This is a genomic window from Citrobacter sp. HN-141 (assembly GCF_033341895.1).
In the GTDB taxonomy this organism is placed as follows: domain Bacteria; phylum Pseudomonadota; class Gammaproteobacteria; order Enterobacterales; family Enterobacteriaceae; genus Citrobacter.
In genome coordinates this window covers 108,439-123,785 of the sequence record NZ_JAWPBF010000001.1, presented here as the reverse complement: position 1 = coordinate 123,785, position 15,347 = coordinate 108,439, and the positions used below count along the sequence as shown (strand labels likewise).

The 15,347-nt window shown below is 48.9% G+C and carries 14 protein-coding genes and 1 riboswitch; of the genes, 11 read left to right on the top strand and 3 right to left on the bottom strand.

What is annotated here, in order from left to right; all coding sequences use genetic code 11:
• Positions 1-15: 15 nt before the first annotated feature.
• The gene (gene mlrA, locus RYZ59_RS00660; protein WP_048211186.1) at positions 16-747 is read right to left on the bottom strand and encodes an HTH-type transcriptional regulator MlrA; all 732 of its coding nucleotides are present in this window, start codon (positions 745-747) and stop codon (positions 16-18) included.
• 225 nt (positions 748-972) lie between these two features.
• On the opposite strand from mlrA, the gene RYZ59_RS00655 reads away from it, so the two are divergent.
• Genes RYZ59_RS00655 through RYZ59_RS00645 form a run of 3 tightly spaced genes read left to right on the top strand, consistent with a single transcriptional unit; the run spans position 973 to position 3,891 of the window.
• The gene (locus RYZ59_RS00655) at positions 973-2,658 is read left to right on the top strand and encodes a sensor histidine kinase (protein WP_318048843.1); all 1,686 of its coding nucleotides are present in this window, start codon (positions 973-975) and stop codon (positions 2,656-2,658) included.
• Positions 2,655-3,374 carry a two-component system response regulator BtsR gene (btsR, locus tag RYZ59_RS00650; protein WP_202038285.1) on the top strand — a complete coding sequence of 240 codons (720 nt, stop codon included), beginning with the start codon at positions 2,655-2,657 and terminating at the stop codon, positions 3,372-3,374. The genes RYZ59_RS00655 and btsR overlap by 4 nt, the downstream gene beginning before the upstream one ends.
• 46 nt (positions 3,375-3,420) lie before the next feature.
• Positions 3,421-3,891 carry a DUF1456 family protein gene (locus tag RYZ59_RS00645; protein ID WP_137382304.1) on the top strand — a complete coding sequence of 157 codons (471 nt, stop codon included), beginning with the start codon at positions 3,421-3,423 and terminating at the stop codon, positions 3,889-3,891.
• 114 nt (positions 3,892-4,005) lie between these two features.
• Here the strand turns inward: RYZ59_RS00645 and metG are convergent, their stop codons facing one another.
• A complete protein-coding gene (gene metG, locus RYZ59_RS00640; RefSeq protein WP_101741581.1) occupies positions 4,006-6,039 on the bottom strand; it encodes a methionine--tRNA ligase in 2,034 nt (677 codons plus the stop codon).
• A 164-nt stretch (positions 6,040-6,203) separates the two neighbouring features.
• On the opposite strand from metG, the gene apbC reads away from it, so the two are divergent.
• The 6 genes from apbC (at position 6,204) to RYZ59_RS00610 (ending at position 12,954) form a co-directional block, all read left to right on the top strand.
• Positions 6,204-7,313, top strand: coding sequence for an iron-sulfur cluster carrier protein ApbC (gene apbC / locus RYZ59_RS00635; RefSeq protein WP_040230634.1), 1,110 nt, complete (start codon positions 6,204-6,206; stop codon positions 7,311-7,313).
• Between the two features lie 276 nt (positions 7,314-7,589).
• Positions 7,590-7,871 (top strand): DUF2574 family protein, encoded by a 282-nt coding sequence (locus RYZ59_RS00630; protein WP_271440047.1) that lies wholly within the window; start codon positions 7,590-7,592, stop codon positions 7,869-7,871.
• Positions 7,872-8,147: 276 nt separating this feature from the next.
• Positions 8,148-8,720, top strand: coding sequence for a fimbrial protein (locus RYZ59_RS00625; protein ID WP_182290247.1), 573 nt, complete (start codon positions 8,148-8,150; stop codon positions 8,718-8,720).
• 51 nt (positions 8,721-8,771) lie between these two features.
• On the top strand, positions 8,772-9,455 hold the full coding sequence (locus RYZ59_RS00620) for a fimbria/pilus periplasmic chaperone (protein WP_149691491.1): 684 nt from the start codon (positions 8,772-8,774) through the stop codon (positions 9,453-9,455).
• Between the two features lie 12 nt (positions 9,456-9,467).
• On the top strand, positions 9,468-11,948 hold the full coding sequence (locus tag RYZ59_RS00615) for a fimbrial biogenesis outer membrane usher protein (protein ID WP_318048834.1): 2,481 nt from the start codon (positions 9,468-9,470) through the stop codon (positions 11,946-11,948).
• Between the two features lie 10 nt (positions 11,949-11,958).
• Positions 11,959-12,954: a hypothetical protein gene (locus tag RYZ59_RS00610; RefSeq protein ID WP_318048833.1), complete on the top strand. Its 996-nt coding sequence runs from the start codon at positions 11,959-11,961 to the stop codon at positions 12,952-12,954.
• Between the two features lie 63 nt (positions 12,955-13,017).
• Here RYZ59_RS00610 and RYZ59_RS00605 read toward each other — a convergent pair whose 3' ends face one another.
• Positions 13,018-13,350 (bottom strand): RcnB family protein, encoded by a 333-nt coding sequence (locus RYZ59_RS00605; RefSeq protein WP_137382311.1) that lies wholly within the window; start codon positions 13,348-13,350, stop codon positions 13,018-13,020.
• Positions 13,351-13,585: 235 nt separating this feature from the next.
• A riboswitch (TPP riboswitch) is annotated at positions 13,586-13,681 on the top strand.
• A gap of 31 nt (positions 13,682-13,712) precedes the next feature.
• Here RYZ59_RS00605 and thiM point away from each other — a divergent pair.
• Positions 13,713-14,501 (top strand): hydroxyethylthiazole kinase, encoded by a 789-nt coding sequence (gene thiM, locus RYZ59_RS00600; protein ID WP_318048829.1) that lies wholly within the window; start codon positions 13,713-13,715, stop codon positions 14,499-14,501.
• Positions 14,498-15,298: a bifunctional hydroxymethylpyrimidine kinase/phosphomethylpyrimidine kinase gene (gene thiD, locus RYZ59_RS00595; protein WP_318048827.1), complete on the top strand. Its 801-nt coding sequence runs from the start codon at positions 14,498-14,500 to the stop codon at positions 15,296-15,298. The genes thiM and thiD overlap by 4 nt, the downstream gene beginning before the upstream one ends.
• Positions 15,299-15,347 lie beyond the last annotated feature (49 nt).

Below are 15,347 nucleotides of genomic sequence, written 5' to 3'. Positions count from 1 at the left end.
TTTGTTAATAAAATATTAAATACCGAGTGGATAAATATCGTGACCTAACGCGCGCCACTCATCCAGTTGCTGGTGTTGTGCAGGGGTTTGGTTCTCTCCGCACCAGACGAGCAGGGTGCGCCCTTCAAACAGCTCGGGCCGTAGCTGATTGAGCGAGTGGGCCAGTACATCAACACGCCATCCTTGCTGGCTGGCGACCCAACCTTCCAGCCATAAGCGGGTGGTATCGTGGATATTCCAGCCGACCACCAGGGCATCTTTACCCTGTTTTTTACGCGCCGAGGCAAGGCAAATCGCAATATAATTGATGAGCACACCGTCAAGGATCCCCAATAGCGCCTGGAGAATGGGCTGCTGACATTGCAGACGTCGGCGTAAGGGAATGAACAAATGTGTATTGAGCGTTTGCGCAGGGTAATCCTGACCACGCTCTTTGATCCACAACCTGAGGCTGTGCAAATTGTTACTTTGCAAATAACTCAATAGCGTTTCTTGTTGCTCACGCCAGCCGTTATGCACATCAATGTTCTCATTGCTGAGTAACATTTTAACTTTACTGACCTGAACGCCATTATTTATCCAGCGTTTTATCTCACGGATCCTGTCAATGTCCGCATCGTTAAACAGGCGATGCCCCCCGTCTGTACGCTGAGGTTTTAGTAATCCGTAACGTCTCTGCCATGCACGTAAAGTGACAGGGTTGATATCACAAAGCAAAGCCACTTCACCTATCGTGTAAAGCGCCATCGTTGTCTCACTCTTGCTCGCGAGGTCCCAGTTTTACTTTAGACGCTCTTTTGCGAACCAGGTAGTTTTGTCTGTTTTTTGATCAGAAGAAGGGTGAGATTGTCGTCATTCTCGCGCTTTCGAGTGATCGTTCTCACAAATTCCTGTTTTTTTGCAACAGTTCAAAGAAAGTTACGCGCAGCCCATGTATGTTACGCGCTTTTAAGAAATGTGTGGTTGGCGGGTATGTACGAGTTTAATCTGGTGTTGCTGCTGCTTCAGCAGATGTGCGTGTTTCTCGTTATCGCGTGGCTAATGAGCAAGACGCGCCTGTTTATCCCGCTGATGCAGGTCACTATCCGACTGCCGCACAAACTTCTGTGTTACGTCACCTTCTCCATTTTTTGCATTATGGGCACCTACTTTGGGCTGCATATTGAAGACTCCATTGCGAATACTCGCGCCATCGGCGCGGTGATGGGCGGTCTGCTTGGCGGTCCTGTTGTTGGGGGACTGGTTGGCCTGACCGGCGGTCTTCATCGCTATTCGATGGGGGGCATGACGGCGCTCAGTTGCATGATTTCGACCATCGTGGAAGGCCTGCTTGGGGGACTGGTACACAGTGTCCTTACCCGACGTGGCCGTACTGATAAAGTATTTAGCCCGCTGACGGCGGGCGCGATTACTTTTGTTGCCGAGCTGGTGCAGATGCTGATCATTTTGCTGATTGCGCGTCCCTTTGAGAATGCCTTGCACCTGGTCAGTAACATTGCCGCACCGATGATGGTGACCAATACCGTTGGTGCTGCGTTGTTTATGCGCATTCTGCTCGACAAACGCGCGATGTTTGAAAAATACACCTCGGCGTTTTCTGCCACTGCGCTAAAAGTTGCCGCCTCTACGGAGGGGATTCTGCGACAGGGATTTAACGAGGTTAACAGCATGAAGGTCGCTCAGGTGCTGTATGAAGAGCTGGATATCGGTGCGGTGGCGATTACTGACCGCGAGAAGTTACTGGCGTTTACCGGCATTGGTGATGACCATCACCTGCCAGGCAAGCCCATATCCTCTTCATACACCCAACGGGCGATTGAAACCGGGGAAGTTGTGTATGCCGATGGTAATGAAGTGCCTTATCGCTGTTCACTGCATCCGCAATGCAAATTAGGGTCGACGTTGGTTATCCCTTTGCGTGGTGAAAACCAGCGGGTGATGGGGACGATTAAACTGTATGAAGCCAAAAACCGTCTCTTTAGCTCAATTAACCGCACGCTGGGGGAAGGGATTGCCCAGTTGCTTTCCGCGCAAATCCTGGCCGGGCAATACGAGCGACAAAAAGCGATGCTGACGCAGTCAGAAATCAAACTTCTGCACGCTCAGGTTAATCCCCATTTTCTGTTTAACGCGTTGAATACGATCAAAGCCGTGATCCGTCGTGACAGCGAACAGGCCAGCCAACTGGTGCAATATCTCTCGACTTTCTTTCGTAAGAATTTAAAACGCCCGTCGGAAATTGTGACGCTGGCTGATGAAATCGAACACGTAAATGCCTATCTACAAATTGAAAAGGCACGATTCCAGTCCCGTCTGCAGGTGACCTTAACGGTCCCGGAAGCGCTTGCGCATCAGCAATTGCCTGCGTTTACGCTGCAACCGATAGTCGAGAATGCGATTAAGCATGGCACTTCCCAGCTACTTGATACCGGAGAAGTCTCTATCACTGCTCGTCAGGAAGGGCAGTATCTGATGCTGGATATTGAAGATAATGCCGGACTGTATCAGCCCACGACAGAGTCCAGCGGGCTTGGAATGAATCTGGTGGACAAACGCCTGCGGGAACGGTTTGGCGATGATTTTGGCATCAGCGTAGCCTGTGAGCCTGACCTCTTTACCCGAATTACTTTACGACTTCCCCTGGAGGAACTGGCATGATCAAAGTGCTGATTGTCGATGATGAGCCGTTAGCGCGGGAGAACCTGCGGATCCTGTTACAGGAGCAAAGCGACATCGAGATAGTCGGAGAGTGTTCGAATGCGGTAGAGGCCATTGGCGCAGTACATAAGCTGCGCCCGGATGTGCTGTTCCTCGATATCCAGATGCCGCGTATCAGCGGGCTGGAAATGGTGGGTATGCTGGATCCCGAGCATCGCCCATATATCGTTTTTCTCACCGCTTTTGATGAATATGCAGTGAAAGCCTTTGAAGAGCATGCCTTCGATTACCTGCTTAAGCCGATTGAAGAAACGCGGCTGGAGAAAACGCTGAGCCGTTTACGTCAGGAGCGCACGAAGCAGGATGTGTCGTTACTGCCGGAACATCAGCAGGCGCTTAAGTTCATTCCCTGTAGCGGTCATAGCCGAATATATCTGCTGCAAATGGATGATGTGGCGTTTGTCAGCAGTCGTATGAGCGGCGTGTATGTGACCAGTAGCGATGGTAAAGAAGGATTCACCGAGCTGACGCTCCGAACGCTGGAGAGCCGAACTCCGCTGCTACGCTGCCACCGACAATACCTGGTCAACATGGCCCATTTGCAGGAGATCCGTCTGGAAGATAATGGCCAGGCTGAGCTGATTTTACGTAACGGACTGACTGTCCCAGTGAGCCGTCGTTACCTCAAAAGTCTAAAAGAGGCGATTGGCCTGTAAAACTGGTACACTGCGCGCCATTGCATCACCGACAGTTGAAGGCTCTATGCTAAGTAACGATATTCTTCGTAGCCTGCGCTACACCCTGAAAGCGAACAATAACGATATGGTGCGCATTCTTGCGCTTGCTGAGATGGAAGCCACCTCGGCAGGTTTTGACACCTGGATGACAAAAGAAGATGAAGACGGCTTTGTTCGCTGCCCGGATATCATCCTCTCCGGTTTTCTGAACGGCCTTATCTACCATCTGCGTGGCAAAGATGATTCTGCGCCGGAGCTGGCGATTGAACGTCGTGTTAACAACAATACGGTACTGAAAAAACTGCGTATTGCGTTTTCACTGAAAACCGATGATATTCTGGCCATTATGACCGAACAGAAATTTCGCGTATCGATGCCGGAAATTACTGCGATGATGCGTGCACCGGATCATAAGAACTACCGTGAGTGTGGCGATCAATTTTTGCGCTATTTCTTACGAGGTTTAACTGCGCGGGTACATAAAGCGAAGTCGTGATTGTTGTCCAGTGGCGCTGCGTTTGCAGGGCCTACGGGATTTGAAGGCCGGGTAAGGCGAAGCCGCCAGCCGGAAAAAAGCAAAAAAAGCCGGAGATTATCTCCGGCTTTTTTATTATTTCACCTGCTGACCAGGTTTAGCACCGTCATCCGGGCTTAACAGGAAGATATCTTTTCCGCCAGGGCCTGCTGCCATCACCATCCCTTCAGAGATACCGAAGCGCATCTTACGCGGAGCCAGGTTCGCCACCATAATGGTCTGGCGGCCAATCAGGGCTTGCGGGTCCGGGTAGGCAGAGCGAATACCGGAGAAGACGTTACGCTTCTCACCACCAAGATCCAACGTCAGACGCAGCAGTTTGTCGGAACCTTCCACGAACTCGGCGTTTTCAATCAGCGCCACGCGCAGATCAACTTTGGCGAAATCGTCAAAGGTGATGGTGTCCTGGATAGGGTCATCCGCCAGCGGGCCGGTCACCGGTGCGGCTGCGGCTTTCACTTCTTCTTTCGACGCTTCCACCAGTGCTTCAACCTGTTTCATGTCGATACGGTTGTAGAGCGCCTTAAAGGTGTTGACCTTGTGACCGAGTAGCGGTTGCTCAATGGCATCCCAGGACAGGTCGCTGTTCAGGAATGCCTCAACACGTTCAGCCAGCGTCGGCAGTACCGGTTTCAGGTACGTCATCAGGACGCGGAACAGGTTAATACCCATGGAGCAAATTGCCTGCAGGTCGGCGTCACGGCCTTCCTGTTTAGCCACAACCCATGGTGCCTGTTCGTCAACATAGCGGTTCGCCACGTCGGCCAGCGCCATAATTTCGCGGATTGCTTTACCGAATTCGCGGCTTTCCCACGCTTCGCCGATGACTGCAGCTGCGTCGGTAAAGGTTTTGTACAGTGCCGGATCGGCCAGTTCGGCGGCCAGAATGCCGTCAAAGCGTTTCGCAATAAATCCTGCGTTACGCGAAGCCAGGTTCACTACTTTATTGACGATATCGGCGTTAACACGCTGAACAAAATCTTCCAGGTTCAGGTCGATATCATCAATGCGCGAAGAGAGTTTCGCGGTGTAGTAGTAACGCAGACTGTCGGCATCAAAGTGTTTCAGCCAGGTGCTGGCTTTAATGAAGGTACCGCGAGACTTGGACATCTTCGCGCCGTTTACTGTGACATACCCGTGAACGAACAGGTTAGTCGGTTTGCGGAAGTTGCTGCCTTCCAGCATGGCAGGCCAGAACAGGCTGTGGAAGTAGACGATATCTTTACCGATGAAGTGATACAGCTCAGCATCGGAGTCTTTCTTCCAGTACTCATCAAAGCTGGTGGTGTCGCCACGTTTGTCGCACAGGTTTTTGAACGAACCCATATAACCAATTGGCGCATCCAGCCAGACATAAAAATATTTACCTGGCGCATTCGGAATTTCAAAACCGAAGTACGGTGAATCGCGGGAAATATCCCACTGCTGCAGGCCAGATTCAAACCACTCCTGCATTTTATTCGCTACTTGTTCCTGCAACGCGCCGCTGCGCGTCCACGCCTGCAGCATTTCGCTGAACGACGGCAGGTCAAAGAAGAAGTGCTCGGAGTCACGCATTACCGGTGTGGCGCCGGAAACGACGGATTTCGGCTCGATAAGTTCGGTCGGGCTGTAGGTTGCGCCGCACACTTCACAGTTATCGCCGTACTGGTCCGGAGACTTACATTTCGGGCAGGTGCCTTTGACAAAACGATCCGGCAGGAACATACCTTTTTCCGGATCGTAAAGCTGAGAGATAGTGCGGTTCTTAATAAAACCGTTCTCCTTCAGGCGCGTGTAAATCAGTTCAGACAGTTCACGGTTCTCTTCGCTGTGCGTTGAGTGGTAGTTGTCATAGCTGATATCAAAACCTGCAAAATCAGTCTGATGCTCCTGACTCATTTCACCGATCATCTGCTCTGGCGTGATCCCAAGCTGCTGTGCTTTCAGCATGATTGGCGTACCGTGTGCGTCGTCCGCGCAGATGAAGTTAACCTGGTGGCCGCGCATTCGCTGGTAACGGACCCAGACATCAGCCTGGATGTGCTCCAGCATATGGCCGAGGTGGATTGAGCCGTTGGCGTACGGCAGCGCGCACGTTACCAGAATTTTCTTCGCGACTTGAGTCATAGTGGGCAATTACTTCTTTTGTAGTGAAAAGGGCTTTGATAGTACCAAAATGGTAATTACTGCGCCAAGCGATAAGGGCATTTATCCGTAAATGAATAATTGTTGCGGTTGGAGTAAACTACCTGGTGACTATTGTATATTCAGAACAACAAAAAGGAGTCGGGATGAACGCACAATCCCAGGCCAAATCACCAGAAACCCTGCGCGCCATGGTCGCTGGGACGCTGGCGAATTTTCAGCATTCAACCCTGAAGCATAATCTGACGACGCTGAAAGCGTTGCACCACGTCGCCTGGATGGATGACACGTTGCACGTTGAGCTGGTCATGCCATTCGTCTGGCACAGCGCGTTTGAGGCATTAAAAGAGCAATGCAGTGCCGATTTACTGCGTATTACCGGTGCTAAAGCCATTGACTGGAAACTGTCGCATAACATCGCGACGCTGAAGCGCGTGAAAAATCAGCCGGGTATTAATGGTGTGAAAAACATCATTGCCGTCAGTTCAGGTAAAGGTGGCGTGGGTAAATCCTCTACCGCCGTGAACCTGGCGCTGGCGCTGGCCGCGGAAGGCGCGAAGGTAGGGATTCTGGACGCCGACATTTATGGTCCGTCCATTCCAACCATGCTCGGTGCGGAAAATCAGCGTCCAACCTCGCCAGATGGCACCCATATGGCGCCGATTATGTCTCATGGCCTGGCAACCAATTCCATTGGGTATCTGGTCACTGACGATAACGCGATGGTATGGCGTGGACCAATGGCCAGCAAGGCGTTGTTACAAATGCTGCAAGAGACCTTATGGCCGGATCTTGATTATCTGGTCCTGGATATGCCGCCGGGCACCGGTGACATTCAGCTGACGCTGGCGCAGAACATCCCGGTAACGGGCGCGGTAGTGGTCACGACGCCGCAGGACATTGCGCTTATCGATGCGAAAAAAGGCATCGTGATGTTCGAAAAAGTGGAAGTACCGGTGCTGGGCATTGTTGAAAATATGAGCATGCATATTTGCAGCAACTGCGGTCATCATGAACCGATTTTCGGCACGGGTGGCGCACAAAAGCTGGCTGAGCAATATCACACCCAACTGCTGGGACAGATGCCGCTGCATATTTCCTTGCGTGAAGATCTCGACCGCGGTATGCCGACGGTTATCAGTCGTCCTGACAGTGAATTCACCGCGATTTACCGCGATCTGGCCGGCCGTGTCGCCGCCCAGCTCTACTGGCAGGGAGAGGTTATTCCAGGGGAAATTGCCTTCCGCGCAGTGTAATTTTTTCTGATGCGAAAGGTGTTGTACATATTCACCGTATCAATGATATATTGATACGGTGAATATATGGAGTGAACAAACTGCCCGATATTATTCATCATGCCACTATAATCCGTGTCCTTTTCCGAATAATTCCTCTTAATGCATCATTAAAATTGATCATACCAATCTCATCAATCTACAATTTCAATTGGTTTTAGCAGGGAAGTTATCTCATAATTCAACGGACAAGCAGCTTGCATGCTGTTTCTGACCCATTACAGGAATAATGAACACATGAAAATTAGTTTATTCTTGGGAATTATCACACTGGCTTATGGAATTAGCACGTCTGCTTTTGCTTCTGATACCGCGACCTTGACCATTACCGGCAAGATAGTTGAACCCACCTGTAGCACTGATGTCGTGGATAGTACTGTGCAACAGCGGTGTGGTCAGACTGTGCATAGTGCAGATATCAACAATGTGATGACTGCTCCAGCACAAGGCGTTGTGACCCGTATCGTCGCTGTTCCTGGGGATTCTTCGCGACAGATAGTATTAAATCGCTACGATTAAAAAAGCGTACTGCATAGCAGGCCCCATCATTTTAATGAGAGATGGGGGCTTTTTTTTGGCCTGAATAATGATATCTAACGATTAATTACGTTAATTTATTAAAGTCGATAATAATATCTATGATATTCATTTGTTGCAATTATATTGCTATTTGTAACTTGTTTTAAATCAAAAAAACAACATGTTTACATTGCGGTAACGTTTGTGCTGTGCGAATTTAATTTCAAGGGCCGACCCCTGGTAATAAATAGAAATTACTTTATTAAGGAAGATATTATGAAACGCTCAATTATTTCTGCTGCTGTACTGTCTGCTGTGTTTATGAGTGCCGGGGCTTTTGCTGCCGGGGAAGAAGGGACGTTAACAATCGAAGGTACTATTATTAATAGTTCTTGCCATTTTGCAGACAACATGAATTCAAGTGTTATCACATTGCCGGAAATTGATGCTTCACGTTTTTCTGGATTGTCTGCAGGTGCAGTTGTTGGTACTGAAGTATCTGATTCAACACCAATGAAGATAATATGTCCCGCAGGTACAAAATTAAATACAATAAGAATTTCTAATGGAGAATTTACTACAGAGGGTGTACTTAAAAATACAAAAGAAGTAAACGGTGAAGTCGATGCGTCTAAGGGTGTTGGTGTTAAATTGAAATTAGGTAACAAGTCGATTACTAATGATCAGGAAACTAATGTCAAAGATATTATTACCGCAACTAAAGATGATTCTTCAGGGGTGGAATATACTCTGGGATTTTCAGCACAGTACGCTAGGTTAAATACAGCAACACCCGTTGTTGCAGGGGAAATATCATCAGTTTTAACTATTTCCGTTTCTGCAGAATAAATTTCTATGCCGGTGTGTTCACCGGCTGTTTTTTTAAAGGACGAACGCAACATGAAATGGATTCTAAGCGCTTTATTAATCGTATCTGTGCAACCCGTCCATGCTGGCATTGTGATCTATGGCACTCGTGTTATTTACCCAGCAGAAAAGAAAGAAGTATTGGTACAATTGATGAATCAGGGTGAACGCTCTGCACTGGTACAGTCATGGATTGATGACGGCGACAGTTCGTTGCCACCGGAAAAAATTCACGTACCATTTATGCTGACTCCTCCGGTGGCTAAGATAGCTGCGGATTCTGGTCAGCAGTTGAAAATTAAAAAAATGCCGAATATGTTGCCAAATAACAAAGAAAGCTTGTTTTATCTTAATGTACTGGATATTCCACCAAATAACCCTGACAACACTGGGAAAAATGTATTGAAGTTCGCGATGCAGAATCGTATTAAATTATTTTATCGTCCTAAAGGTATAGCGGCCGTTAATAAAAATACTTTCCATAAACTGTCGTTAACACGCAGTGGTAATGGTTATTCTATTAGAAATGATGCTGCTAACTGGGTTACGGTGACAGAAGTCAAAGCTAATAATGTCAAAATCAACAATGAAAGTATTATGCTTGCTCCGCTCTCCAGTGAAAAAGTGGCATTGAAGAATAGCAACGCCAGTCAGTATAAATTGACCATTATTGATGATCACGGCAATTATATTAGCGATAACGTCAGCCTAAAATAACAGGAGCTGATTATGTTAAGGATGACTCCGCTTGCTTCGGCAATACTGCTGTTGTTGGTTGGCATTGACGCCCAGGCCGCAGAAGAGACGTTTGACACCCACTTTATGATGGGCGGTATGAAAGGCGAAAAGGTCTCAAATTTTCGCCTCGATGATAATCAACCACTGCCAGGCCAATATGATATTGATATCTACGTCAATAAGCAGTGGCGTGGTAAGTATGAAATAACCGTTAAGGATAATCCGGATGACACCTGTTTATCCCGTGACGCATTAACGCGTCTGGGGATAAATGTACAGGCGTTAGACAAGCTGAATGAATGCCCAACCTTGAAGCAGGCGGTGCAAGGGGGCAGTTATGCCTGGAATATCGGCACGTTTCGTCTTGATCTCAGCGTACCGCAGGCGTTTGTCGACGAACTTGAGCAAGGGTATGTTCCTCCTGAGAACTGGGATCGTGGCATCAATGCCTTCTATACCTCGTACTATGCCAGCCAGTATTACAGCGATTATAAGGATTCGGGTAACAGTAAAAGTACCTATGCTCGTTTTACCAGTGGGTTAAATCTGCTGGGCTGGCAGTTGCATTCCGATGCCAGCTATAACAAAACTGATGACAGCAGCGGTGAATGGAAAAGTAATACCCTGTATCTGGAACGTGGCATCCCGCAAATTCTGGGCACGCTGCGTGCCGGGGATATGTATACCTCATCAGATATTTTTGATGCGGTACGTTTTCGGGGCGTACGGTTGTATCGTGATATGCAGATGCTGCCGAACTCAAAGCAGAATTTTACGCCGCTGGTTCAGGGGATTGCGCAAAGCAACGCGCTGGTCACCATCGAACAGAACGGCTTTGTCGTTTATCAGAAAGAAGTCCCGCCAGGCCCGTTCTCCATTGCCGATTTACAGCTTGCTGGCGGCGGCGCGGATCTTGACGTTAGCATTAAAGAGGCTGACGGATCGGTAACAACCTATCTGGTGCCCTACGCTGCGGTGCCCAATATGTTGCAACCCGGCGTGTCAAAATATGATTTTGCCGCTGGACGTAGCCATATCGAAGGCGCCAGTAATCAGACCGACTTTGCACAAATGAGCTACCAATACGGGCTGAATAATCTGTTAACGCTGTATGGCGGCACCATGCTGGCAGATAACTACAATGCGTTTACGCTTGGTACTGGCTGGAATACGCGTATCGGTGCGATTTCCGTCGATGCGACACAATCGCACAGCAAACAGGATAATGGCGATGTGTTTGACGGGCAAAGTTACCAGATTGCTTATAACAAGTATTTGACGCAAACCGCCACGCGTTTTGGGCTTGCTGCCTATCGCTACTCATCACGGGATTATCGGACGTTTAACGATCATGTCTGGGCAAACAATAAGGACAATTATCATCGCGATGAAAATGATGTGTATGACATCGCGGATTATTACCAGAATGATTTTGGTCGTAAAAACAGCTTTTCGGCTAACGTCAGCCAGTCCTTGCCTCAAGGCTGGGGCTCGGTATCACTGAGCACGCTGTGGCGTGATTACTGGGGGCGGAGCGGTAACAGTAAAGACTATCAGGTGAGTTATTCCAATAGCTGGCAACGGATTAGCTATACCTTTTCCGCCAGCCAGACTTACGATGAAGATCATCATGAAGATAAACGTTTTAACGTCTTTATCTCTATTCCGTTCGACTGGGGCGATGATATTAGCAGTCCACGCAGACATTTGTATGTATCTAACTCAACGACCTTTGATGACGATGGCTTTGCATCCAACAATACCGGGCTTTCCGGCACCGCAGGCAGTCGCGATCAGTTTAACTATGGGGTGAATCTCAGTCATCAACGGCAGGGTAGCGAAACAACGGCTGGCGGCAATCTGACGTGGAATGCGCCAGTTGCGACGCTTAACGGCAGCTACAGCCAGTCGTCTAAATATACACAAACTGGCGGCAGTATTTCCGGAGGGCTGGTGGCCTGGTCTGGGGGCGTGAATTTAGCCAATCGGCTATCAGAAACGTTTGCCGTGATGCATGCGCCGGGTCTGGAAGGGGCATATGTGAATGGGCAGAAATACCGTACCACCAACCGCAATGGCGTGGTGGTCTACGACGGCTTAACGCCTTATCGTGAAAACCACTTGACGTTGGATGTGTCTAATGCCAAGAGTGAAACCGACCTGCAAGGTAATCGCCGTAGCGCAGCGCCGTACCGGGGAGCGGTTGTGCTGGCAACGTTTGATACCGACCAACGTAAACCTTGGTATATCCGGGCACAGCGCCCTGATGGTTCACCACTGACGTTTGGTTACGAAATCGAAGATAGCCACGGGCACAATATCGGCGTGGTAGGCCAGGGGAGTCAGCTCTTTATTCGCACCAATGAAGTGCCATCAGAGATAAAAGTGGCGGTCAATAAACAACAGGGACTTTCATGCTCAATCACTTTCGGCAAAACGATTGATGAAAGTAAAGTTTATATTTGTCGGTGAGGGATAAATCATGAGATTATTTTTTTTACTTGTTGTTTTTTTTAGTTTTAACTCCATTGCCAATTGCTATATTCCTGATGGCGGAATCGAAAGTGTAGAAAGAAACGAGGTGTTATCTATTTCGACAATGAATGGAAATGAACTTGTTTTGCAAAACTTTGGATTCACGAAAAAACCAATGTGCAGGAATATATTTGGTTGGGGCGTTGAAACAATTTTTGACATTAAATACCCAACTTCACCTTACTTTAAATATGATGTTGGGGGAGGGCGATTTATTTATCTAAAAGCAAACTACCCTAGCTCACCAAATACTGTAGAATATAAAATCAATTCTTATGAAACGAACTATAAAGCTCAAGATATAAATGAAATTAACAAGCAAAACCTAAAATTCACGTTTGATGTTATTTCTGCTAATAATCAAAACTCCATAAATGCTGCAAATTTGTCCGATGGTTTTGAAATTAGGTTTGAACCTAGAGAAAGTACAGGTATTGGCGCTACATCAAATAAAGGCCATAAGTATGTTTTTAAAATAAATCCTGATGTGAAATTAATAATTAAAACATGCAAATTTTTAGATGGAGTGCTTAGTGCGCCAGATATATCTATTAATGACCTGAGAGGTACACCGCAGAGTTTCTTTAGGTTAGAAAAGACGGCCGGTGAGGTTGCTTTTAAGTGTACTACAGGGGTGTCATCTGATTCGTTTCGATATCATTTTGAGTCAAGCAATGCAGTTGGTAGTATTCTTAAAAACGAAGATGCGCGAAATGCTACAGGTGCGGGTGATGTCGGATTTGAGATTTCATTAGATGGCGCTAACAAGATATATTTCGATAGTGGTAGTAGTAAGAGCTATAATCTTTTGAGTTTTAATGAAATTAGTTCGATTGAGCAAAAAATGGACCTTGTTTTATATGGAAAATACGTGGTGTATAGCGATGATTTTCATTCGGGAAGTGTAAGAAGTCTTGTGAAAGTAGTAGTGGAATATTATTAATACTTTTAGATGGTTATAATTTTTAATAAGCGCTCTCACTTAGTTGAAAGCGCGTTATCTTTTTCACCGGTGATAAAAAATCTCGCCGTCGTAGGCTTTAATGATCTTAGCATCAGCATCATTGACCAGCACGTACGCGCCGCCCATGTAGGTCCAGTGGGTGCCTGCCGTCGGTGCGGGCAGGTTGCGCAGATTCCACTGCTTAATGGTGTATTCTTCGGTGAGATACAGTGGTGGAACCTTGTCACCGGGCTTGAAATGGGTAAAGTCGGCAATGAAACTGCTCAACTCATATTTATCAATACCTGTGGGGGCTGCGGTTGCAGCCGGCGCGGCCCAGACCGCACTGCTTGCGAGCAGTAGTGCACCCAGCAACATTTTCTTCTTCATACCCATCCTCTCTACCTGTTCGGGTCATCAAAATTAGCCCTGTATGATTCCTGGCTAACAGGACATCTGACAAGCACTATTTTGTGATTACTCCAGTCATTTCGTAAAAAGTGTAAATGAAAGTACAGAAATCCGGCAACCGTGATCCAGCGGTTTCACCGCCAAAGCCTGTTCCGCGCCAATTTACATCGTTAAGCGCAGGCAGTATCCTGTTGCCGAAACCTGAATATCATATTTGTGTTTCAACGACTCGGGGTGCCCTTCTGGTGAAGGCTGAGAAATACCCGTACCACCTGATCTGGATAATGCCAGCGTAGGGAAGTCTGACACTGCTCGTGTCCCTTCTTCACGTGGGCAGGAGTTGAACCATGCAGCCTGACCTGCACAGCCGTACCCTTGCGGCTCACACCTTACAGCAATTTAGAACGCTTTCCCCACTGACACACTGTATGACTAATGACGTTGTGCAGAGTTTTACCGCCAATACGCTACTGGCTTTAGGGGCATCCCCCGCGATGGTGATTGAACCAGAGGAAGCCAGCCAGTTTGCTGCTATTGCCCAGGCGCTGCTCATTAATGTTGGGACACTGACTCAGGCGCGAGCAACGGCAATGCGTGCCGCCGTTGAGCAGGCGCAGCAGGTAAAAACCCCCTGGACGCTGGATCCTGTTGCCGTTGGCGCACTGGATTTTCGTCGTCGCTTTTGTCTGGACATACTTGCGCTGCGCCCGGCTGCGATTCGTGGCAACGCGTCAGAAATACTCGCCCTGGCTGGGATGAATGCCGGTGGGCGTGGGGTGGATACCACCGACACAGCATTGGCTGCGATTCCGGCAGCACAAACGCTGGCACGCCAGGTTGGAACCATTGTTGCGGTTACCGGGGAAGTAGATTACGTCACGGATGGTCAGCGGACGGTGGGTATTCATGGTGGCGATCCGCTGATGACACGGGTCGTGGGCACCGGATGCGCACTGTCAGCGGTAGTCGCCGCCAGTTGCGCACTGCCCGGTGACCGGCTTGATAACATCGCTTCCGCCTGTAGCTGGATGAAACAGGCCGGACAAATCGCCACGCAACAATCGACCGGACCAGGCAGTTTTGTCCCGGCATTTCTCGACGCCCTCTATAATATGAACCCCCAGGAGCACGCATGAAACGGATTAACGCCTTAACCATTGCCGGAACCGATCCGAGCGGTGGCGCAGGGATTCAGGCCGACTTAAAAACTTTTTCAGCACTCGGCGCTTATGGCTGTTCAGTCATCACGGCACTGGTGGCGCAAAATACGCGCGGAGTACAGTCGGTATACCGGATTGAACCCGATTTTGTGGCGGCGCAACTGGACTCGGTACTCAGCGATGTGCGCATCGATACCACCAAAATCGGCATGCTGGCAGAAACTGACATTGTTGAAGCCGTTGCCGAACGTTTACAGCGTCACCGGGTACAAAACGTCGTACTGGATACGGTAATGCTGGCAAAAAGCGGCGATCCGCTGTTGTCTTCCTCTGCCGTTGAAACGCTGCGTACCCGTCTGTTACCGCAAGTGTCGATTATTACCCCTAATCTGCCGGAGGCGGCGGCGCTGCTCGGGGCATCGCATGCCCGAACGGAGCAGGAAATGTTAGAACAGGGGCGTGCGCTGCGTGCGCTGGGCTGTGAGGCGGTGTTAATGAAAGGGGGGCATCTGGATGATGCACAAAGCCCTGACTGGCTCTTTACCAGTGATGGCGAACAGCGTTTCACCGCGCCAAGAGTGGCAACCAAAAATACGCACGGAACGGGTTGTACGCTGTCGGCAGCGCTGGCGGCACTGCGTCCACGTCATGCTAACTGGGCTGATACGGTGCAGGAGGCTAAGTTGTGGCTCTCTGCGGCGTTGGCGCAGGCGGATACGCTGGAAGTGGGCGAGGGGATTGGCCCGGTGCATCATTTCCACGCGTGGTGGTGATGAGCAGAAATGGTATACTGGCTGCGGAAACGGCTGCCAGGAAAAAGAT

Bases quoted from the DNA above. Each gene is read 5' to 3' on its own strand.
- thiM (WP_318048829.1), top strand. From the start codon at position 13,713: ATGCAGCCTGACCTGCACAGCCGTACCCTTGCGGCTCACACCTTACAG.
- RYZ59_RS00625 (WP_182290247.1), top strand. From the start codon at position 8,148: ATGAAACGCTCAATTATTTCTGCTGCTGTACTGTCTGCTGTGTTTATG.
- RYZ59_RS00610 (WP_318048833.1), top strand. From the start codon at position 11,959: ATGAGATTATTTTTTTTACTTGTTGTTTTTTTTAGTTTTAACTCCATT.
- RYZ59_RS00615 (WP_318048834.1), top strand. From the start codon at position 9,468: ATGTTAAGGATGACTCCGCTTGCTTCGGCAATACTGCTGTTGTTGGTT.
- apbC (WP_040230634.1), top strand. From the start codon at position 6,204: ATGAACGCACAATCCCAGGCCAAATCACCAGAAACCCTGCGCGCCATG.
- RYZ59_RS00605 (WP_137382311.1), bottom strand. From the start codon at position 13,350: ATGGGTATGAAGAAGAAAATGTTGCTGGGTGCACTACTGCTCGCAAGC.
- btsR (WP_202038285.1), top strand. From the start codon at position 2,655: ATGATCAAAGTGCTGATTGTCGATGATGAGCCGTTAGCGCGGGAGAAC.
- mlrA (WP_048211186.1), bottom strand. From the start codon at position 747: ATGGCGCTTTACACGATAGGTGAAGTGGCTTTGCTTTGTGATATCAAC.
- thiD (WP_318048827.1), top strand. From the start codon at position 14,498: ATGAAACGGATTAACGCCTTAACCATTGCCGGAACCGATCCGAGCGGT.
- RYZ59_RS00630 (WP_271440047.1), top strand. From the start codon at position 7,590: ATGAAAATTAGTTTATTCTTGGGAATTATCACACTGGCTTATGGAATT.
- RYZ59_RS00655 (WP_318048843.1), top strand. From the start codon at position 973: ATGTACGAGTTTAATCTGGTGTTGCTGCTGCTTCAGCAGATGTGCGTG.
- RYZ59_RS00645 (WP_137382304.1), top strand. From the start codon at position 3,421: ATGCTAAGTAACGATATTCTTCGTAGCCTGCGCTACACCCTGAAAGCG.
- metG (WP_101741581.1), bottom strand. From the start codon at position 6,039: ATGACTCAAGTCGCGAAGAAAATTCTGGTAACGTGCGCGCTGCCGTAC.
- RYZ59_RS00620 (WP_149691491.1), top strand. From the start codon at position 8,772: ATGAAATGGATTCTAAGCGCTTTATTAATCGTATCTGTGCAACCCGTC.